The organism is Aeromonas molluscorum 848 (genome assembly GCF_000388115.1).
In the GTDB taxonomy this organism is placed as follows: Bacteria; Pseudomonadota; Gammaproteobacteria; order Enterobacterales; family Aeromonadaceae; genus Aeromonas; species Aeromonas molluscorum.
Window position 1 is genome coordinate 45945 of the sequence record NZ_AQGQ01000003.1, and the last position, 18990, is coordinate 64934.

19 protein-coding genes are annotated in these 18990 nt (G+C 61.4%); 6 read left to right on the forward strand and 13 right to left on the reverse strand.

Annotation, left to right across the window (positions count from 1 at the left end; translation table 11 throughout):
* The first annotated feature begins 56 nt into the window (after positions 1 to 56).
* A complete protein-coding gene (locus G113_RS01355; RefSeq protein WP_005891864.1) occupies positions 57 to 962 on the forward strand; it encodes a LysR family transcriptional regulator in 906 nt (301 codons plus the stop codon).
* Here the strand turns inward: G113_RS01355 and tyrS are convergent.
* A complete protein-coding gene (gene tyrS, locus G113_RS01360) occupies positions 957 to 2222 on the reverse strand; it encodes a tyrosine--tRNA ligase (RefSeq protein WP_005891866.1) in 1266 nt (421 codons plus the stop codon). The genes G113_RS01355 and tyrS overlap by 6 nt on opposite strands.
* 162 nt (positions 2223 to 2384) lie before the next feature.
* On the opposite strand from tyrS, the gene G113_RS01365 reads away from it, so the two are divergent.
* Entirely contained in the window at positions 2385 to 3206 is an 822-nt protein-coding gene (locus tag G113_RS01365; RefSeq protein ID WP_005891868.1) for a helix-turn-helix transcriptional regulator, read from the forward strand.
* A gap of 60 nt (positions 3207 to 3266) precedes the next feature.
* Here the strand turns inward: G113_RS01365 and exeN are convergent, their stop codons facing one another.
* The 12 genes from exeN to exeC form a co-directional block, all read right to left on the reverse strand.
* On the reverse strand, positions 3267 to 4022 hold the full coding sequence (gene exeN / locus G113_RS01370) for a GspN family type II secretion system protein ExeN (RefSeq protein WP_005891871.1): 756 nt from the start codon (positions 4020 to 4022) through the stop codon (positions 3267 to 3269).
* Complete coding sequence (gene exeM, locus G113_RS01375) at positions 4019 to 4510, reverse strand: GspM family type II secretion system protein ExeM (protein ID WP_005891874.1); 492 nt, start codon at positions 4508 to 4510, stop codon at positions 4019 to 4021. Before exeM ends, exeN begins: the two co-directional genes overlap by 4 nt.
* Positions 4507 to 5691, reverse strand: a complete 1185-nt coding sequence (gene exeL, locus G113_RS01380) for a GspL family type II secretion system protein ExeL (protein ID WP_005891877.1) — start codon at positions 5689 to 5691, stop codon at positions 4507 to 4509. Before exeL ends, exeM begins: the two co-directional genes overlap by 4 nt.
* Positions 5692 to 5779: 88 nt before the next feature.
* Positions 5780 to 6793, reverse strand: a complete 1014-nt coding sequence (gene exeK / locus G113_RS01385; RefSeq protein ID WP_169510544.1) for a GspK family T2SS minor pseudopilin variant ExeK — start codon at positions 6791 to 6793, stop codon at positions 5780 to 5782.
* Positions 6777 to 7427 (reverse strand): GspJ family T2SS minor pseudopilin variant ExeJ, encoded by a 651-nt coding sequence (gene exeJ / locus G113_RS01390; protein WP_040318806.1) that lies wholly within the window; start codon positions 7425 to 7427, stop codon positions 6777 to 6779. The genes exeK and exeJ overlap by 17 nt, the downstream gene beginning before the upstream one ends.
* Positions 7428 to 7479: 52 nt before the next feature.
* Complete coding sequence (gene gspI / locus G113_RS01395; protein ID WP_236611695.1) at positions 7480 to 7878, reverse strand: type II secretion system minor pseudopilin GspI; 399 nt, start codon at positions 7876 to 7878, stop codon at positions 7480 to 7482.
* Positions 7875 to 8420, reverse strand: coding sequence for a GspH family T2SS minor pseudopilin variant ExeH (gene exeH / locus G113_RS01400; protein ID WP_005891888.1), 546 nt, complete (start codon positions 8418 to 8420; stop codon positions 7875 to 7877). Before exeH ends, gspI begins: the two co-directional genes overlap by 4 nt.
* 142 nt (positions 8421 to 8562) lie before the next feature.
* Positions 8563 to 8994: a GspG family T2SS major pseudopilin variant ExeG gene (gene exeG / locus G113_RS01405; protein ID WP_005891890.1), complete on the reverse strand. Its 432-nt coding sequence runs from the start codon at positions 8992 to 8994 to the stop codon at positions 8563 to 8565.
* A gap of 135 nt (positions 8995 to 9129) precedes the next feature.
* Positions 9130 to 10350 carry a GspF family T2SS innner membrane protein variant ExeF gene (exeF, locus tag G113_RS01410; RefSeq protein WP_005891892.1) on the reverse strand — a complete coding sequence of 407 codons (1221 nt, stop codon included), beginning with the start codon at positions 10348 to 10350 and terminating at the stop codon, positions 9130 to 9132.
* A 9-nt stretch (positions 10351 to 10359) separates the two neighbouring features.
* Positions 10360 to 11868 carry a type II secretion system ATPase GspE gene (gspE, locus tag G113_RS01415; RefSeq protein ID WP_005891893.1) on the reverse strand — a complete coding sequence of 503 codons (1509 nt, stop codon included), beginning with the start codon at positions 11866 to 11868 and terminating at the stop codon, positions 10360 to 10362.
* Positions 11868 to 13901 carry a GspD family T2SS secretin variant ExeD gene (gene exeD / locus G113_RS01420; protein ID WP_005891895.1) on the reverse strand — a complete coding sequence of 678 codons (2034 nt, stop codon included), beginning with the start codon at positions 13899 to 13901 and terminating at the stop codon, positions 11868 to 11870. Before exeD ends, gspE begins: the two co-directional genes overlap by 1 nt.
* Positions 13902 to 13922: 21 nt before the next feature.
* Entirely contained in the window at positions 13923 to 14789 is an 867-nt protein-coding gene (exeC, locus tag G113_RS01425) for a GspC family type II secretion system variant ExeC (RefSeq protein WP_040318796.1), read from the reverse strand.
* A gap of 186 nt (positions 14790 to 14975) precedes the next feature.
* On the opposite strand from exeC, the gene hslR reads away from it, so the two are divergent.
* The 4 genes from hslR to G113_RS01445 all read left to right on the forward strand — a co-directional run bounded on the left by hslR (position 14976) and on the right by G113_RS01445 (position 18961).
* Complete coding sequence (gene hslR, locus G113_RS01430) at positions 14976 to 15374, forward strand: ribosome-associated heat shock protein Hsp15 (RefSeq protein WP_005891901.1); 399 nt, start codon at positions 14976 to 14978, stop codon at positions 15372 to 15374.
* A 102-nt stretch (positions 15375 to 15476) separates the two neighbouring features.
* Complete coding sequence (gene hslO / locus G113_RS01435) at positions 15477 to 16361, forward strand: Hsp33 family molecular chaperone HslO (RefSeq protein ID WP_005891903.1); 885 nt, start codon at positions 15477 to 15479, stop codon at positions 16359 to 16361.
* 147 nt (positions 16362 to 16508) lie between these two features.
* Positions 16509 to 18134 (forward strand): phosphoenolpyruvate carboxykinase (ATP), encoded by a 1626-nt coding sequence (gene pckA, locus G113_RS01440; RefSeq protein WP_005891906.1) that lies wholly within the window; start codon positions 16509 to 16511, stop codon positions 18132 to 18134.
* Between the two features lie 161 nt (positions 18135 to 18295).
* Positions 18296 to 18961 (forward strand): GntR family transcriptional regulator, encoded by a 666-nt coding sequence (locus G113_RS01445; protein WP_005891910.1) that lies wholly within the window; start codon positions 18296 to 18298, stop codon positions 18959 to 18961.
* Positions 18962 to 18990: the final 29 nt, after the last annotated feature.

Genomic DNA, 18990 nt, shown 5'->3' on the forward strand with positions numbered 1-18990 from the left:
AATCCATTTCAAAAGAAACACATTCATTCCCAACAAGACACAATAAGTGAGTCCCCATGAGCAACCACAAGCTCGACACCCTCTACCTGATGCGCCTGCTGATCGCCATCGTCCGCTGTGGCTCTTTCGCCGCCGCCGCCACCCACCTTGGTATCACCCCAAGCAAGGCCTCCAAGGATCTTCGCCACCTCGAGCAGCACCTCGGTAGCGAACTGCTGAGCCGCACCACACGCCGGGTGCAACTAACCGACGCAGGCGAGCTCGCCTACCGCCAGGCCGACCAGATGATCGCCCTGCACGAGCAGTTGCTGGATGGCCTGCAACGCCGCCGCTCGGCCCTGTGCGGCGAGCTGCGCATCACGGCGCCGGATCTCTGGGGCGAGGTGGTGCTGACCCCGGTGCTACTGCGCTTTCGAGCCAGCCATCCGGAGGTGCGCCTCATCGCCGACTTCAGCAATCACCCCGCCGACCTGCTGCGCGACAACCTGCACGTGGCGTTTCGCAGCACCGAGCTGAGCGCCGAACCCTACCTGGCGCGCCCTATCGGTCCGGACGAGCTGGTGCTGTGCGCAAGTGCCGCCTACCTGGAGGCCCACCCGCCCCTGGCCACTCCTCAGGGTCTGCACCAGCACAGCCTCATCACCCGCAGCCAGGAGTACAGCCGCCACGAGCGCTGGACCCTGCTGGATCAGGGGCGCGAGATCCCCCTCGAGGTGGTGGGTGAACTTGCCTTCAGCAGCAAGAGGGCGATCCACGAGGCGATGCGCCAGGGCCTGGGGATCGCCCGTCTTCCCCGCTACTTGCTGGCGGGCGAGCTGGCCGATGGGACGGTGCGCGAGGTACTGCCCGCCTACCGCCCCAAGGGGTCCCACTTCTACGCCCTCTACACCCAGCGCCGGGCCGAGTCTGCCCTGGTCGGCCACTTCCTCGACTACGTCATCGGCGAGCTGACCGCCTCATGAGCAGATCACCAGCTGGTACTGCTTCTTACCCCGGCGCAGCAGCAGGTAGCGGCCAAACAGCCGCTCGCCTGCGCTCAGCCGCTCATCTCGTTTGAGCACGCCATTGAGGCTGATGGCCCCCGCCGCCAGCAGCTCGCGGGCGATGCGCCTGGAATTCGCCAGACCGCACTCCACCAGCAGGGTCACCAGATCCGTTTCACCCTCGCTGCGGCTGCTCGGCATGCCATCTTGCGCCAGCTGGGCGAGATCGCTCTCGCCGAGGCGAGCCACGTCGCCGCGAAACAGCAGCTCACCGATGCGTTGCACCGCCGCCAGCGCCCTCTTGCCATGCACCAGTTCGGTCAGCTCGTTTGCCAACACCTGCTGGGCCTGCTTGCGCCCCTGCCGCTGGGCATCTTCCGCCTCCAGTGCATCAATCTCGCTCAGCGACATAAAGCTGTAGTAGCGCAGGAAGTGGTAGACATCCTCGTCCGCGGTGCCGAGCCAGAACTGATGGAAGGCGTAGGGCGAGGTGAGCGCAGGATCGAGCCAGATTGCGCCGCCTTCGGTCTTGCCGAACTTGGTGCCGTCCGCCTTGGTGATAAGGGGCAGGGTCATGCCATGGACCTGGGTCTGATGGAGGCGGCGGGTCAGATCCATGCCACTGGTGATATTGCCCCACTGGTCGTTGCCGCCAATCTGCAGGGTGCAGCCGAGCCGCTGGTTGAGCACCGCAAAATCGTAGGATTGCAGCAGGGCGTAGGAGAACTCGGTGAAGGAGATGCCCTGATCCGGGCGGGCGAGGCGCTGGCGTACCGATTCACGGGCCAGCATGGCGTTGACCGAGAAGTGCTTGCCGATATCCCGCAAAAAATCGAGGGCGGACATCTGCCCCATCCAGTCGCCATTGTTGACCAGTTGCGGTGCCGACAGGCCCTCATCGGCCGGCAGCAGCGCCCTGATCTGGGCCGACAGGCTGGCCACCCAACCCTGCACGGTATCGGCACTGTTGAGGCTGCGCTCGGTTGCTTTGAAGCTGGGATCGCCGATAAGGCCGGTTGCCCCGCCCACCAGTGCCACTGGGGTATGACCCGCCAGCTGGAAGCGGCGCAGCATCAAGAGTGGCACCAGATGACCGATATGCAGGCTGCCGGCGGTGGGATCGAACCCGCAGTAGAGGGTGCGCGCCGTGGCGAGGTGGGAGGCCAGGGCCGCCGGATCGGAATGCTGGGCCACCAGGCCGCGCTCGGTCAGCTCATCAAGCAGGTGGGGGTTGATCATGGGGGTTCTCCAACAGCAGGGGGAAAAGCCGTCATCCTCGCCGTTCTGGCCGATGGCGAATATGTCCCCTAAGGGACAGTTTTGTCACTCTCGTGCTAGCATCCCGCCATAGTGGGGAGCAGCTCCCCTCCACCGGGAACCCACCACCATGACTCAACGACCATGACCCAGCCATTCCCCACAGATGCCTTGACCCGCAGCATGACCGAGGTGGTCGATGCCCTGCACAGCAGCGCCTTTGCGGCGACCCTGGTGCGGCTGATCCAGCAGCAGGTGGCGTTTGATTGCGCCCTGCTGCTCGGGGTGGGGCAGCGCCCCGTCTACCTCTACGACAACCTCAACCATCAGCGGGCCCTGCTGTTTGATCGCTACCTCACCAGCCACTTCAGTCAGGATCCCTTCATGCTGGCGCTGGATCAGGGGCTGGGGGCCGGGGTCTGGACCCTGGCGCAGGTCTCCCAGGGGCGGCTCGATCCCGAATATCGCCACCACTTCTATCAGGCCACCGGCTGGCAGGAGGAGGTGGGACTGATCCTGCCAGTGCGCGGCGGACTCACCCTGATGCTGTTTCTCGGCCGCCTGGACAAGCGCAGCCCTCTCAGTCGTGACGAGCTGGCCAGGCTGGAGGCGATCTTTCCGCTGGTGCATTCGCTGTGTCGTCAGCAGTGGCGGCAGGAGACGCCGCTGCTGGCCCAGAGCAGCGCGCAGCCGGACAGCGCCAGCCTCAAGAGTGCTGTGGAACAGGCGATGGCAAGCGTGGGGGGTGACAGGCTCACCCGCCGGGAGCGGCAGGTGGCGGAGCTATTGCTGCAAGGGCTGGATACCGAGGCCATCGCCACGGCCCTCGGGATTGGCGGCGGCACTGTGAAGAATCACCGCAAGCACCTCTACGCCAAGCTGCGGCTCGGCTCGCGCGCCGAACTGTTCAGCTTCTTTCTCAATCACCTCATCGCGGCCCCAGACGGCGGCGAACCGACGGCCTGATCAGCCCCATAACGAAACACCCCGCCGAGGCGGGGTGTTGTCTATCCGTGCGGCCGCGGGTTAGATCCGGCCCTGATAACGCAGCGGGAAGCGACCTTGACTGTCTGGCTGACCGAGGTAGGGCAACCCCTGTTTCATCTGATCCGGCAACTCAGGGCCCGGCTTGAGGCTGCCCTGGAACAGGTACTGGCGATTGGCCTGCAACTCCAGCTTGCCCAGCACCTGCACCGCCTCAGAGCCCTGTTTGAGCTCGGCCACCAGCCGGGAGTCGAGGCAGGTCAGCTTGAGCTCTGGATCCCCCAGTTTCAGCTTACCTGCCGGGGTATCGGCCTCGGCATCATACCAATAGAGGTTGCCATAAAGGCTATCGCACCAGGGCTTGCCCTGACTGAATTCATCAAGCTTGAGCTGCAACTGGCCCGTCGCCGTGACCGGGAAGGGCAGGCGCATAGGCAAGCGGCTCAGTAACCAGGGAGCGGGGGCGTTGAGGGTCAGATCGCGGCCAAAGACGGCACCGCCCCAGCCCACCACGCCCTGGCCGTTGAGGCCATCCCGCTCGCCAAAACGCACCGCCAGTTCGGGAGCAAAGCGCAGCAGCGACCAACCATTGAGATCCCAACGCAACCGGGTCACAGACTCGCTGGCATATTGCAGACGAGCCACTTCCCCCTGCCAGAGGGTGCCACTCACCCCTTCCAGTTTGACCATGGGCGGCAACGGCAGATGACGAACCATCAGGCTGGCGGGCACGCTGGTCAGCAAGAAGCCCAGCCAGGCCAGCATGAAGACGACGACTATCCAGATCTTGCGTTTCATTGCGGGCGACTCACCTGTAAGCGTCTCACCTTGACCATGCCTGCGGGCAACTGCTCGCGGGCCACCTCTATCACCTTGACCTGGACGCCATATCGGTCCGACAGCTCAGCCAGCCACATCAAGAGCCCATCGAAGGGAACCGCGTCTATCCATACCTGCAGCTCCTGACCTTGGGGTTGCAGCCGGGTGATCTTGATCTTGTGATTGAAGGCGGTACGGTTGACCACCCCATCCAGCGTCCCCCCCAGCTCGATGTTGCGGCCGCTGCCCGCCTGGGCAGCCAGGACTCGCTCGCCCTTCTCTTTCAGCCAGACCAGGGTCTGCTGCTGGTTCTTCACCTGCCGCTCCCGCTCCGCAATGCGACTGTCGAGGGGCTGCCAAACCAGCCAATAGAAGAGACCTATGGTCAGCAGGGTGCCGCCAATTGCTAGCAGTCGCTGCTCCCGGGCGCTGATGCCGCGCCACCAGAGTTCAAACCTTGCCATCATGATGATTTACCCTTGAGCACCAGTGCCCCCTCGACTCGGCCTTTCGTGCTACGCACCTCGCCCTGTTGCACCTCGAAACGCTTGCCCGCCAACTCCCGGAATCGTTCCATCTCGGTAAAACCGGGAGCCGTGACTTGCAGCCTCAGCTCTCCCCGCTCCACATCAAAGCGCAGCACCTCGGGCTTGAGTCCCGGAACTTCGGCAAAGGTGGGGGCCAGCTCGGTCAAAAACAGCAAGACGCCACTTTGGGACGCCCCACCCAGCAACCTCAGATGCTGCTCAACCTGGCTGCGTACATTCACGATCCGGGTCTCTCCCGGGAAGATGCGGGTATAGACCTCGCGGATCTCGGCCTTGAGCGCCTTGTCCTGGCTATCGAGTTGATAGAGTGCCAGGCCTCGCTGTCCCAGGGTGACCAGCAACAAGGCCACCGCCACCACCACCACCTTGCGCCACTGCAACCAGTGGCGGCTGTACTCGGTCTGTGGCCGGAAAGCCCCCTGCAACAGGTTCACCTGACCGCGCAGCGCCTCCCGGGCCAGCAGCAGCATGGGCAGCTCGGGATCGGCCTCCAGCCAGTTGGCTCCCGCCAGTGCCGGGGGCGGCGTATGGCTGTGGATGGTGACAGGCTCGAGCTGAGTGCTCAGCAACAGGCCGAGCAAGACTTCGTCTGCCACCAACCCCTGGTGAGGCCCCTGGCGCAGCAGCCAGACCTTGCCCAGTTGCAGCGCCGACCAGCCATCACTGGCCTGCGGCAAGGCCAGCACGTCCGGCAGCAGTTGCAGGCTCTTGAGCCCTGCCGCCTCGAGCCAACCGAGCCAGCGCAGCATCTGCTGGTTGTCCACCGCCATCAGATCCACCTCCTGACCCTGATGGGCCAGCACGACCAGATGCAGGGACTCCACATCGGAGGCTATCTGCTCTTCGAGCAGATAGGGCAGGGCCGCCGCCGACTGGCGGTTGTACTTGCCCGGCAGCCGCACTCGCCGGAAGATAACGGCGCTGCCCGGCACCAGGGCGACCACGGGACGGCCACCGGCCCGCTCACGCAGTTCATGCAGTTCATGGGCCGAGACCAGGGTCCCGGAGGCGATGATCTCCTCCTCTCCCTTCGACCAGACCAGCCACTCGACCGGCTCTTCCTGGGTTATCCCCAGACGGATGACCAGACTCTCGTTCAATACAGCTTCTCCTTGGTCAGGGCCGAGTCCTGTCGACGGCTGACCCTTGATATGGACAGCGAGATGCCGTCGCGCGTCGAGGCGAGCGTCACTCAGCCCCCCCATTGACCCGCCGCAGCACCACCGCCTTGTTGTCTTTACTGCGCTGGAAGTAGGTCTCCAGCCTGGCCCGGGTGTCAGCCACCTCGGCCAGCAGATAGGCCACAAAGTAATCGCTCTTGACGTCTATCGCCTCATTCAGCCCCTTGATGCCGGAGCCTGCCGCCAGTGCAGGCAGGCTCGTCATCTCCTCTTTGCTTTGCCACCCTTTCTTGGGGCGATCATTGAGCACTCCCTTGGCATCATCCACACCGATCTTTCCCAGGTAGAGTGCCGCCAGCAGTTCGGACTGCTCTGGGGCTATGGTATTGATGTTCACCAGCAACTTGTCGTTTGGCAGGGCGCAGACATAGGGTGCCAGCCTGGCATACAGCTTGCCGCTGACCCCACGCACGGCACGCAGCTCATCCACCCCCAGCATCTTCTGGTTGGCGGGCAGATAGGGCTGACTCAACCCTTCATAATATGCATCTTCGGCGCCATAGCTGGAGACCAGCACCGTATCGCTGTCGGTCCAGTCACGTACCGCATCCGTCAGCTGGGTCGCCTCGTATTCGTCAACCTCGAGCAGGGTCAACAGGGTGTGGAACACCTTGACGGGATAAGGCTGGTTGGCCAGATCGTCCCCATTGCCCCCCTGTTGCGCCACGCTCAGGCTGTTGAGGTTGAAGCAGCTTTGCAGGTCGCGTACCTCTCCCTTGAGAGTGCCATCCTCGACCGGAAACACCACATCCTTGCGGGCCCAGTACTGGCCAAGGCTGACCACCTTGGGGTCATCCTTGAAGTCCTGGGCCAGGATCTTGCTGACCAGCGCCTCGGTGGAGATGGCATACCACCAGGCCTGTTTGCCGCTGCTGAGGTTGGCCGTGCGCCTGAGCTCAAGCTGCAAGCGACCACTCATGTTGCTGGCGATGATCACCATCACCGAGAGGATCAGCAACACCACCAGCAATGCCATGCCCCGGCCTCTTCCCGGCCCGGCGCCCTTATTGTGTCGGTGCATCTTCGAGCCTCTGGCCGCCGGCCCCAATCAGAAACTGGCGGCGTATGGTGCCGTAATCATCCAGATCCAGCTCAACCGCCAGTCCCTCAGGCAGACGCGCCTCCTGGGTCCACTCCGACTTCCAGCCCCCCTCGCTGTAGAAAAAGAGGCGCAGTCCCGTCACCCGGTCGAGCAGGGCCTGCACCCTGGGCTCGGTGCCTATCACGGGATCCGGATAGAGGTAGCTGAGTCGCTCCAACTGGTTATCCTTGAGCCGCCAGCCGACTCGTTGCAGGCCAGATCGCGGCAAGATGCCATCCGGATTGAGCCAGCCGCCCCGAATGAAGGCCATGCCCCAGTCGTCACTCTGCTGGCCAAACTGGCTAGCCGCCAGCAGCACCCGGTTGTTTTCGCCCTGGATGCGACCGGTGCGCGGCACCATCTGGCTCACGTCCCGCTCCAGCAGATCGAAGGCCCGCTGCAATTGGGCCAAGCGCACCTCTTTCTTCTTGGCCACCTCATCGCTGGTGAGCACCCCCTGCAACACCTGATAGGCGCCCAGACTCAGGCCTGCGAAGATGGCGATCGCCACCAGCATCTCGAGCAAGGTGAAGCCCCCCTGCCACCCTCGCGACCTCTGCGGCGCTACTGGCATCCTCGAGGTGCCAGGCAAGGTAAGCCAGGGAGCGGCGCGGCCGGGGGAGCGGTTATCGGCTGACATAGGTTCGCATCATGGTCACGGGACTTTCGGATTTGGGGGCGGTGCGCACTTCCAGATCCAGTGCCTTGAAATTACTGTCGGCGGTGGCGACACCGTGATGACGCCAATACCAGCGCTGCCCCGCCATCTCCTCATCACCCTCGACCCAGCCTTCGCTCGGCCAGGTGCCCTCGAGTCGCTGCTGGACCAGCTGGTTCTGGGCAACCCAGGTCGCCAGGGTTTTCTGCTCCAGATAACTGAGCCCGGCAAGGTGCTCGCTAGCCGCCTTCATCACTGCCAGCCCGGCGATGGCAAAGACCACCAGGGCCACCATCACCTCGAGCAGCGTCATGCCCCTCGCCCGGCGAGGCCCACCATGGCGCAAAGCCACGCGCGGGGTCCTCATTGCTCCTCCTCGGGCCGATCGCTATCCAGGGTAAGGTTGCCAAACTCATCGGCCCACACCACACGGAAGTAACGCTCCTCATCGACCAGCTGACTGAAGGTCAGCACGAAGGGGGTCAACTCGTCACCGGGAAAGATAAACACCTGGGGGCTGGCCACCTTGTCCCCCTCCCCTCGCTCATCTTCATCCGGCTGCCAGGCCAACCCGCCCAGTTCGACGCCGAGCTGGATATCCTCAGGCAGTTGCACCGGCCCCAGCACCTTGTCATCACTCAAGGCCTTCCAGCTGCGATCTTTCCCTTGGCGCACCATGAATTGCCAGCCGTGATCGTCGAGCCGCAACCCCAGCAGGCGACCATCCATCACCGCCTGCTCCTGGGCCTGTTGTAATACGGCCATGAAGCGACGCGCCTGTTTGTCCAGCTCGCGATCCCCCTTGGCGCCCCCCATGCTGAGGGTGACGGCGGTGGCCACCAATCCCATCAACATGGCGACCAGCAGCACCTCCAACAGGGTGAAGCCTGCCTGACGACGAGCCCTCATTGAGCCCACCCTGTCAGGGGGACAACAATGGACAGCGGCCCCATCAGCGCTGGCAGCTGCTGCCAGATGAAAATGCAGGCATGGCGCCCCAAGAGGTGACTCATGGCTGTCGGTCGAGGCGAGAGACGCGGCGAGTCGGCACTTACTGGAAGTCCTTCAGATTCCAGTTGCCGATGTCGTCGTCGGTACCCGCTTCGCCATCTTGCCCCATGGAGAAGACGTCGAGTTTGCCGAATTGACCCGGGCTGAGCAGCTGATAAGGGTTGCTCCAGGGATCTTGTGGCAGGCGCTTGATATAGCCCCCATCCCGGTAGCTGCGCGGTTCCGGGGCCGAAGTCGGTTTGTTGACCAGGGCATCCAGCCCCTGCTCCGTGGTCGGGTAGCGATTGTTGTCCAGCTTGTACATGTCGAGGGCGTTTTCCAGCGCCACTATGTCGGAAACCGCCTTCTGCTGATCGGCTTTCTCCTTGTTCCCCATCAAGTTGGGCACCACCAGGCTGGCCAGTATCCCCAGGATGACGATGACCACCATGACTTCCAGCAGGGTGAAACCCGATTGACGACGCTTATCCATGACTTACTCCCTCGATAAATAAGATGGCGGCTGCCATCAGAGATTGACCATAGTGAGACCCGGCAGACGGATCCCGTTGCATATTGACCATGTTGTTGAGCGCGAGTGAATGGGCTGCAGGAGTAGCCTGCTTATTCACATATTGACCATGTTGTTCAGTTCCAGGATCGGCTGCAGGATCGACATCACGATAAAGAGCACCACCCCTGCCATGGAGACCACCAGCATGGGTTCGAACACGCCAAGCGCAATGTTGACCTGACTTTCGAACTCCCTGTCCTGGTTGTCTGCCGCCCGCTCCAGCATGCTGTCGAGCTCGCCACTCTGCTCGCCAGAAGCGATCATGTGCAACATCATGGGCGGAAATATCTTGGTTTCATTCAATGATTTGCGAAGACTGGTTCCCTCACGTACCCGCTCGGTGGCCTCAAGGATACGGGCCCGGGCGAAGTCGTTGGAGAGCACCTCACCGGAGATTTTCATCCCCTCTATCAACGGCACGGCACTGGCATTCAAGATGCTCAGGGTGCGGGCGAAACGGGCGGTGTTGAGCCCCCGGCTCACCCGGCCAATCACCGGCAGGCGCAGCAGGATGCCGTGCCAATGGCGGCGGCGCAGCTCATTACCAAGCCACCAACGCCAGACGAAACCGCCCAGGAAGATCAGCAGCAGGAACCAGAGGCCGTAATTCTGCATCAGTTCGCTGGTGCCGATCAGGAAGCGAGTGGTGGCCGGCAACTGCTGCCCCATATGCTCAAACTGGGCAACCACCTTGGGCACCACGGCGGTCAGCAAGATGGAGATGACCCCCACGGCGACAAGGGTCAGCACCATGGGGTAGATCATCGCCTGCATCAGCTTGGTGCGCATATGCTGACGCTGCTCGGTGTAATCGGCAAGCCGGTTGAGTACCTTTTCCAGATGACCCGACTTCTCCCCTGCCGCCACCATGGAGCGAAACAGTTTATCGAACACGTGGGGAAAAGCGCCCAGGGAATCGGCCAGGCTGTAGCCCTCCACCACCCGGCCACGCACAGTGGCTACCAGGCTGCTGAGGTGAGCCTTTTCACACTGCTGGGAGACAGCCCGCAGCGCCTCCTCTATGGTGAGCCCGGCCCCCACGAGCGTGGCAAGCTGGCGGGTGATCAGTGCCAGTTCGGCGGTGCTGGCGCCACGGCGAAACAGTCGGAAACGACCCGCCTCACGCTTGGCCTTCTCCGTGGTTTCGCTCACCTCCAGCGGAGTCAGCCCCTGCTCACGCAGTTGCTGGCGCACCTGGCGCGCCGAATCTCCCTCGGTCACCCCCTGCTTCTGGCGTCCCTTGTCATCAAGGGCCTTATATTCGAATGCAGCCACGTCCTATCCTCAATCTTCCCGAGTCACACGCAGCACTTCTTCCAGGCTGGTCTGCCCCTGGAGCACCTTGTCGATGCCGTCGCGGCGAATGCTGGGGGTATGGGGGCGGATCAGCCGCTCGATGGCGAGTTCACCACTGGCACCATGGACCGCCTCGCGTACCGGTTCATCGACCACCACCAGTTCGTGGATGCCGGTCCGGCCACGATAGCCGGTATGGTTGCACTGTTCGCACCCCACCGGATGCCAGATCTGGCTGGCCTTGTCCAACCCCTCGACGCGCATCAATGCCAGCTCTTGTTCCGTGACCGGACGCGCCTCCTTGCAGTCGGGGCAAAGGGTGCGTACCAATCGTTGCGCCAGCACCGCCAGCAGGGACGAGGAGAGCAGGAAGGGTTCTATGCCCATGTCCCGCATCCGGGTGATGGCACCGATGGCCGTGTTGGTGTGCAGGGTCGACATCACCAGGTGACCGGTGAGGGATGCCTGCACGGCTATCTGGGCTGTCTCCAGATCCCGGATCTCCCCCACCATGACCACGTCAGGATCCTGCCGCAAGATGGCCCGCAAGCCACGGGCGAAGGTCATGTCGACCTTGGCATTGACCTGGGTCTGGCCCACCCCCTCCAGGTCATACTCGATGGGATCCTCCACCGTGAGGATGTTGCGATCCCGCGAGTTGATCTCCGACAGCGCCGCATAGAGGGTGGTGGACTTGCCCGAACCGGTCGGCCCCGTCACCAGGATGATGCCGTGGGGTTTGCGGATGAGTTCGCTGATGATGTTGCGATTGGCGAGGGTCATGCCGAGCTGCTTGAGCTCGAGCCGGATATTGTTCTTGTCGAGCAGACGCAATACCACCCGTTCACCGTAGCTGGACGGCATGGTCGAGACCCGCACGTCCACCGCCCGGCCACCGATGCGCAGTGAGATGCGGCCATCCTGAGGCAGTCGCTTCTCGGCGATGTCCATGCGCGACATCACCTTGATGCGCGACACCAGCAAGGAGGCGAGCTTGCGATGGGGGCGCAGGATCTCCCGCAATACCCCATCGATGCGAAAACGGATCACCAGCACCCGCTCGAAGGTCTCGATATGGATGTCGGACGCTTCCTCTTTTATCGCCTCGCTCAACATGGCATTGATGAGACGGATGATGGGCGCGTCATCATCGGCGTCGAGCAAGTCCTCGCTCTGGGGCAGCTCTTCGGCCAGGGCGAAGAAGTCCATTTCGTTGCCCAGATCCTCCATCAGCTGACGCGCCTCGGAAGAGTCGCGCTGGTAGTGGGCCATCAACAGCTGCTCGAACGCCTCACCCTCTATCTGATCGACGGCGAAGGCGGCACCCGCCACCCGCTGCACCTCGAGCAAAGTCTGGGAAGTGACCCCGGGTCGGCAGATCAGCACGGGCGATCCAGCCTGCTCGGTCAGGATCACCCCGAAGTTGCGGGCAAAGGCGAATGGCAGCTCGGGCAGTGATGCCGACAATTCGCAGCCATCAAGCTGGTAGGCCGCCATCAGGGCTTGCTCTGCACGAAGGGTTGCACGCTCGCCGCCGTGGCCTGCTGCCGGCTCTTCATGGACTGGATCTGTCTTTGGACCTCGGGGGAGACCATGATGTCCTGACCATATTCGGGCAATACCTGACGAGGTGGCGAAGTGAGGTAGCCCTCTTGCGCCGCGCGATCCAGCTGTTCGGCCCTGAACAGGGTGTATTTGCTGCTGGAGATGCCGGAGTACACGTTGGCATCACGCAATATGGTCGGCCGGATGAAGATCATCAGGTTGCGTTTGGCCGTGGTATTGGAGGTGGAGCGGAACAGATAGCCCAGTATGGGGATGTCCCCGAGCAGCGGCACCTTGGAGACCTGCTCCTTGGTCTGCTCATCCATCAAACCACCCAGCACTACGGTTTCGCCACTCTTGACCAGCACGGCGTTCTTGACGGTACGGGTGTCGAAGGTCGGGCCCAGATCTGCCGTACCTGCGGCCTGAGCCTGGGCAACGCTCGACACCTCCTGCTCTATGTTGAGCAGCACAGAGTCCCCTTCGTTGATCTGGGGGGTGACCACCAACTTGGTGCCCACCGTCTTGCGCTCTATGGTGTTGAAGATGTTGTCTCCCGAGGTCGAACTCTGGGAGCCGGTCTGCACCGGCACCTCCTGACCCACGTTGAACGACGCCTCCTTGTTGTCCATGGTGACGATGCTCGGGGTCGAGAGTATGTCGTTCTTGGTATTGGTGGAGAGCGCCGTCATCAACATGGCCCAGTCCCCTTTGTAGAAACCGGCGGCCATGCCGCTAAAGCTGCCCAGCAGGTTTTCCAACCCGTCCGTGTTGCCATTGTCCTGGTAATCTTTGCCCGCGATGATGGCAGGTCCGATCGGCAAGCCAGTATTGGTAAACTGAGTGCCGCCGCCATTGGCATTGCCCCACTGTACCCCGAGATTGAGGCCATCGCCGTCCTGGATCTCGACGATGATGGCTTCCACCAGCACCTGGGCGCGGCGGATGTCGAGTTTGGCGATCACCTGCTCCAGCTCGGCCATGACGTCCGGCTGGGCGGTGATCACCAGGGCATTGGTTGTCTCATCCGCCGAGATAGCAAGCTGACCACCACCTATGCTGGTACCCGCCGCACCACCCGCGGTACTGCCTTTCTTGTCGGATTCGATACTGGAACTGACCCCCTTGAGCACGTCCACCAGATCCTTGGCCTTGCCATATTTCAGGTAGAAGACCCGGGTATTGCCCTGGCTCTGCAGATCCCGATCGAGCTGATGCACCATCTGGATGACGCGGGCCCGCGCCTTGGGCTCACCACTCACCACCACAGAGTTGGTGCGCTCGTCCGCCACCACCTTGGGAGTAAGCTGATAGCCCGCATTGCCCCCCTGAGCTGCACCGTCTTTGTTGAGGTTGCTCACCAGGCGCACCATCTCGCCAGCCGAGGCGTATTTCAGCTTGATGATATCCACATCCTGATCGCCAGCCTTGTCGACCCGGCGCACTACCTCGACCAGACGATTGACCACGGCGGCACGGCCGGTGATCAGCAGCACGTTGGAAGGTTCGTAATGGACCACGTTGCCACCGCCAGCGTTGTCGTTGAGCTGACGCAGCAAGGGGGCCAGCTCGCGCACCGAGACGTTGCGAACCGGCACAACCCGGGTAACCATTTCGTCACCGACGCCGGGGTTGCTGTCGTCCACCACGGGAATGGCCGAGGTCTTGGCATCCTTGGCCCGAACCACCTTGAGCACCCCATTGCTCATGGGCACCACGGCGAAGCCGTACACGTCCAGCACACTCAGGAAGAATTGGTAGTATTGATCCTCGTTGAGCAGATCGTAGCTGCGCACATTGATCTTGCCGCGCACAGATGGCTCTATGATGATGGTTTTATTGAGATTTTTACCAACCGTGTTGATGAACTCTTCGATCTCGGCATTCTTGAAGCTAGCCGAATACTCGGTCGCCCAGACGGACCCCGTCATCAGCAAGGCCGCCGCTACAGAAGCCAGGCGCCAGCCTTTCCCTTTATTTATCATTCTTGGTGCTACTCCAATTCATTATTCTGACAAGCCGACATAGACGTCATACAGCTGTCCTTGCCGTTCGACTGTCACTGTCATTTCGGTGGCGCTCGCCACCTGCTGCATCGCCTGCATCGCCTGGGCATTGTCACGCAGGTCGAGCCCATTGATGCTGACGGCCAGGTCATTGGCGACCAGACCGAGTTGATTAAAGAGTTCAGGATCCCGCCCGGGATTGAGACGATAGCCCGCCATGCGGCCATCGACCCGGACCGGGGAGATATTGAGGTAATCCGTGAGTTTGCCCGGGTTGCTCATCAGCTCGCCGCGCACCTCACCCAGCTTGTCGGTGGCGTTGCCATTGGCTGGCAGCGGTTTGCCGTACTCTTCACCATCGAGCATCAGGGTCTCATCACGACCGTTGCGTTCAATGATGACGCGATCGGCAAAAATCTGTCGCAGCCGGGCCTGGGTACCGTCTATGTAGTCCCCTATGCCGTAGGAGTTCTGGGTACCGTTGTGGGCTATGATGGCGATGGATTTGGCGGCATTGGTGCTGGCCAGCAGGCCATTGAGCTGAGCATTCAACTGGGTCTTGGGAGCATCTGCCGCCACCTGGGTCTGGGCCTGGATTTGTTCGGCGCGGCCAAACAGACCCAGTCGAGTGAGGGGCACCAGGTCTGTCCCCTGACTCACCGTCTCTGCCGCTCCAGTGCTGGGCTGCCAGGTTGCCTGCGGCTCCGGACTCGCCAAAGCGAGCAGTCGCCAGGTCAAACCGGCGCACTGATGAGCCAGCAGCAGCAAGAGTCCCCAGAATAACCAATGGCTAAGACGGGCAAGGGGCAGCCGCTTGCTCTGGGCAAGCAAGGCAGACAGCAAGTCATCCTTGAACGGTAGCGTCATGTTTCTCAAAATAATTTTCTATCCAAATCGGTCAGTCATTGTGTACGGCAATGCCGCCGGAGACAACTGACCTAAAGGGCAATATGGCTAAAAATGCTCGTGCCATCACTCCAATGCAGGCCAGATTCAACCCTGGGGCCCGGCTCTGGTATAATCGGTCACCATGTCACATCGTCGGAATACGTCATGAGCAAAGCCGTTTCGCCCGAATCCTCCCTGCGTCTGGATAAATGGCTATGGGCCGCCCGCTTCTACAAGAGCCGCAGTCTGGCACGGGAGCAGATCGAAGGGGGCAAGGTGCACTATAACGGCCAGCGCAGCAAACCTGGCAAGGCGGTCGAGCTCGGCGCCCTGGTCCGCTTCTGGCAGGGTCAGGACGAGCGGGAAGTGCGGGTACTCACCCTGAGCGAACAGCGCAAATCGGCCCCCCTGGCCCAGCTGATGTATGAAGAGACGGCCGAGAGCCTCAAACGTCGGGCAGAAAATGCCGAGGCTCGCCGCTTCAACAGCCAGTTTGCCCCCAGCCCCGAGCGCCGTCCCGACAAGCAGGAGCGGCGCCAGCTGATCCGGGTAAAGCAATACTGACCTGAGTCCATGACCCCTGTATGACGACGTGCACACCAGAAAGTTCACACTCGGCCCAATATGCCGGGTGTCCACGCCATTACCACCCCGAAGGAAGATGAGATGAGTCACCAAGATCTGCTGTATCGCTATCTGTTTGAAGAGTACGAAGTGCGGGGTGAGCTGGTCCAGCTGGATAGCACCTATCGCCACGTGATCGAGGCGCAGAGCTATCCAGTTCAGGTACAACAGCTGCTAGGCGAACTGCTGGTCGCCACCAGCCTGCTCACTGCCACCCTCAAGTTTGAAGGCTCCATCACAGTGCAGTTGCAGGGTGATGGTCCGGTACGTCTGGCCGTCATCAATGGCGATAACAACCAGCAGCTGCGCGGTGTCGCCCGCCACGAAGGCGAGTTGCCCGGCGATGGCAAGCTGCAGAGCCTGATAGGCAATGGCCAGCTGGTCATCACCATCACCCCTGAGCAGGGGGAACGCTATCAAGGCATCGTTGCCCTGGAGGCCGATACCCTGGCTGGCTGCCTGGAGCAGTATTTCGCCCAGTCCGAACAGCTCGCGACCAAACTCTGGATCCGCACCGGGCACCATGAAGGTGAGCCCCGCGCCGCGGGCATACTGCTGCAGGAACTGCCATCCCAGAGTGAGGATCACAGCATCGACTTCGACCATCTGACTCAGCTCACCAGCACCATCAAGGATGAAGAGTTGTTTGGCCTCGAAGCGGAAGAGATCCTCTACCGCCTCTATCACCAGGACAAGGTGCGAGTGTTCGATCCCCAGGCCGTCGCCTTCCGCTGCACCTGCTCACGGGAGCGCTGCGAGGGTGCCCTGTTGCAGGTAGAGAAAGCCGAAGTACTGGAGATGCTGCAGGAGCAGGGCAAGATTGAGATGCACTGTGACTATTGCGGTGCCCACTATCCCTTTGATGCGATCGATGTCGAAACCCTGTTCAGTGGGGCTCCCGGTAATGATGCAAACCAGTTACACTAAATAGAGGCGGGGAAACCCGCCTTTAACTTAAATAACAAAAAATACCCTACTTTATAAAGTTTGATGAAGGTCGCTAAATTCTACTACCTAAGTGGTAGAGTTGATGCCAGATAGAACCCTACACACCTCTGAACCCAGGAGAATACAATGACAATCGTGGCAGAACCCACCCTGGCCCAACAGTTACAACTGGAGCAATACGGTATCCATGATGCCGTAGAAGTCCTGCGTAACCCCTCCTATGAGCAGCTTTTCGCAGAAGAGACCCGCCCAGACCTGGAGGGATTCGAACGTGGAATAGTAACTGAACTGGGCGCCGTCAATGTCAATACCGGCATCTTTACCGGCCGCTCCCCGAAAGATAAATATATCGTCAAAGATGCCACTACCCAGAATACTGTGTGGTGGTCTGACCAGGGCAAGAACGATAACAAGGCCATAACCCCCGAAGTCTGGTCAAAACTCAAATCCCTGGTGACCAAGCAGCTCAGCGGCAAGCGACTGTTTGTCATCGATGGCTACTGCGGCGCCAACCCGGACACCCGGCTGGCGGTGCGCGTCATTACCGAGGTGGCCTGGCAGGCACACTTCGTCAAAAACATGTTCATCCGCCCAAGCGACGCTGAGCTGAACACGTTCAAGGCTGACTTCGTGGTAATGAATGGTGCCAAATGCACCAATCCTGACTGGCAGGCCCAGGGGCTCAACTCCGAGAACTTCGTCGCCTTCAACCTCACCGAGAAGATCCAGCTCATCGGCGGCACCTGGTACGGTGGCGAGATGAAGAAGGGGATGTTCTCCATGATGAACTACTTCCTGCCCCTGCGCGGCATTGCCTCCATGCACTGCTCCGCCAACGTGGGTCAGGACGGCGACGTGGCCATCTTCTTCGGCCTCTCCGGCACCGGCAAGACCACCCTCTCCACCGATCCCAAGCGTCAGCTGATCGGCGATGATGAGCACGGCTGGGATGACGATGGCGTGTTCAACTTCGAAGGAGGCTGCTACGCCAAGACCATCAAGCTCTCCAAGGAGGCCGAGCCGGACATCTTCAATGCCATCCGTCGCGATGCCCTGCTGGAGAACGTGACGGTGGCCGAGGACGGCACCATCGACTTCGATGATGGTTCCCGCACCGAGAACACCCGGGTCTCCTACCCCATCTATCACATTGAGAACATCGTCAAGCCGGTCTCCAAGGCGGGTCATGCCAACAAGGTGATCTTCCTGACTGCCGATGCCTTCGGCGTGCTGCCCCCGGTTTCCAAGCTGACCAAGGAGCAGACCAAGTACCACTTCCTGTCCGGCTTCACCGCCAAACTGGCCGGTACCGAGCGCGGCATCACAGAACCGACTCCGACCTTCTCCTCCTGCTTCGGTGCGGCCTTCCTCAGCCTGCACCCGACCAAATATGGCCAGGAGCTGGTGAAGCGGATGGAAGCGGCTGGCGCCGAAGCCTATCTGGTCAACACAGGTTGGAACGGCACCGGCAAACGCATCTCCATCAAGGACACCCGCGCCATCATCGACGCCATCCTGGATGGCTCCATCGAGAAGGCGCAGACCAAGGTACTGCCCATCTTCAATCTGGAAGTGCCGACCGCACTGCCCGGCGTGAACCCGATCATCCTTGATCCCCGTGACACTTACGCCGACAAGGCAGAGTGGGATGCCAAGGCGCAGGATCTGGCCCAGCGCTTCATCAAGAACTTCGAACGTTTCACCGATAACGACGAAGGCAAACAGCTGGTAGCCGCAGGTCCGCATCTGTAACAGCCGCCCCTTACTGCCAACCGGCCAGCTCTGCTGGCCGGTTTTTTTGGCCAACATCCGGCAATCGACTCAGTACCGCCTTGCCTTGCCGGCGCGAGCGCGTTAGATTCAGCCAAACTTTATACAATATACAATTTTGCAACCTGCCCCATGACGCAACAATGAGTCCCACCTACAAGACCCGCACCCAGATGGTGATGGATAACCTCAGAGCCAGGATACTGCGCGGGGACTTCCCTGCCGGTGCTCCCTTGCGCCAGGACGCCATCGCCAAGGAGCTGGCGGTCAGTCGCATACCGGTGCGTGAGGCCTTGATGCAGCTGGAGGCTCAGGGGCTGGTCAAGTTCGAACCCCATCGTGGCGCCGTGGTCACCCAACTCGATAGCGGATCGGTGGCCGAGCTCTTTTATTTGCGAGCCCTGCTGGAAGCCGATACCCTGTTTCACGCCGTCGATCTGATGACGGAGGAGACCTTCGTCAACGCCCAGGCCATTCTCGATCAGTTCGATGCCGCACTCGAGTCAGGAACCCGGGTCGAACATTGGGCCCAGCTCAATCACAGCTTCCATGCCACCCTTTATCAGGCCGCCAATCGCCCCCAGGCAATGGAGCTGATCGCCCAAATCAATCTGAGTTGCGACCGTTACGTGCGCTTCGAGCTGCTGTTTGCCCAAGGAGGCATAGACAAGGCGGAGCGCGAACACGCCGAACTGCTGGCCCTGTGCCGGGCGAGGCGCAAACACGAGGCTGCCGTTCTGCTCAAGCAGCACATACAGGCGGCAGGCCTGTCCATCGGACAGATACTCAGCCGTGGTCAGCCCGGCTGAACACTCTCATCGAACAACTATCTGGCAAT

Coding starts and splice junctions, on each gene's coding strand:
- G113_RS01355 (WP_005891864.1), top strand. CDS start 57: ATGAGCAACCACAAGCTCGACACCCTCTACCTGATGCGCCTGCTGATC.
- tyrS (WP_005891866.1), bottom strand. CDS start 2,222: ATGATCAACCCCCACCTGCTTGATGAGCTGACCGAGCGCGGCCTGGTG.
- G113_RS01365 (WP_005891868.1), top strand. CDS start 2,385: ATGACCCAGCCATTCCCCACAGATGCCTTGACCCGCAGCATGACCGAG.
- exeN (WP_005891871.1), bottom strand. CDS start 4,022: ATGAAACGCAAGATCTGGATAGTCGTCGTCTTCATGCTGGCCTGGCTG.
- exeM (WP_005891874.1), bottom strand. CDS start 4,510: ATGATGGCAAGGTTTGAACTCTGGTGGCGCGGCATCAGCGCCCGGGAG.
- exeK (WP_169510544.1), bottom strand. CDS start 6,793: ATGCACCGACACAATAAGGGCGCCGGGCCGGGAAGAGGCCGGGGCATG.
- exeJ (WP_040318806.1), bottom strand. CDS start 7,427: ATGCCAGTAGCGCCGCAGAGGTCGCGAGGGTGGCAGGGGGGCTTCACC.
- gspI (WP_236611695.1), bottom strand. CDS start 7,878: ATGAGGACCCCGCGCGTGGCTTTGCGCCATGGTGGGCCTCGCCGGGCG.
- exeH (WP_005891888.1), bottom strand. CDS start 8,420: ATGAGGGCTCGTCGTCAGGCAGGCTTCACCCTGTTGGAGGTGCTGCTG.
- exeG (WP_005891890.1), bottom strand. CDS start 8,994: ATGGATAAGCGTCGTCAATCGGGTTTCACCCTGCTGGAAGTCATGGTG.
- gspE (WP_005891893.1), bottom strand. CDS start 11,868: ATGGCGGCCTACCAGCTTGATGGCTGCGAATTGTCGGCATCACTGCCC.
- exeD (WP_005891895.1), bottom strand. CDS start 13,901: ATGATAAATAAAGGGAAAGGCTGGCGCCTGGCTTCTGTAGCGGCGGCC.
- exeC (WP_040318796.1), bottom strand. CDS start 14,789: ATGACGCTACCGTTCAAGGATGACTTGCTGTCTGCCTTGCTTGCCCAG.
- hslR (WP_005891901.1), top strand. CDS start 14,976: ATGAGCAAAGCCGTTTCGCCCGAATCCTCCCTGCGTCTGGATAAATGG.
- hslO (WP_005891903.1), top strand. CDS start 15,477: ATGAGTCACCAAGATCTGCTGTATCGCTATCTGTTTGAAGAGTACGAA.
- pckA (WP_005891906.1), top strand. CDS start 16,509: ATGACAATCGTGGCAGAACCCACCCTGGCCCAACAGTTACAACTGGAG.
- G113_RS01445 (WP_005891910.1), top strand. CDS start 18,296: ATGAGTCCCACCTACAAGACCCGCACCCAGATGGTGATGGATAACCTC.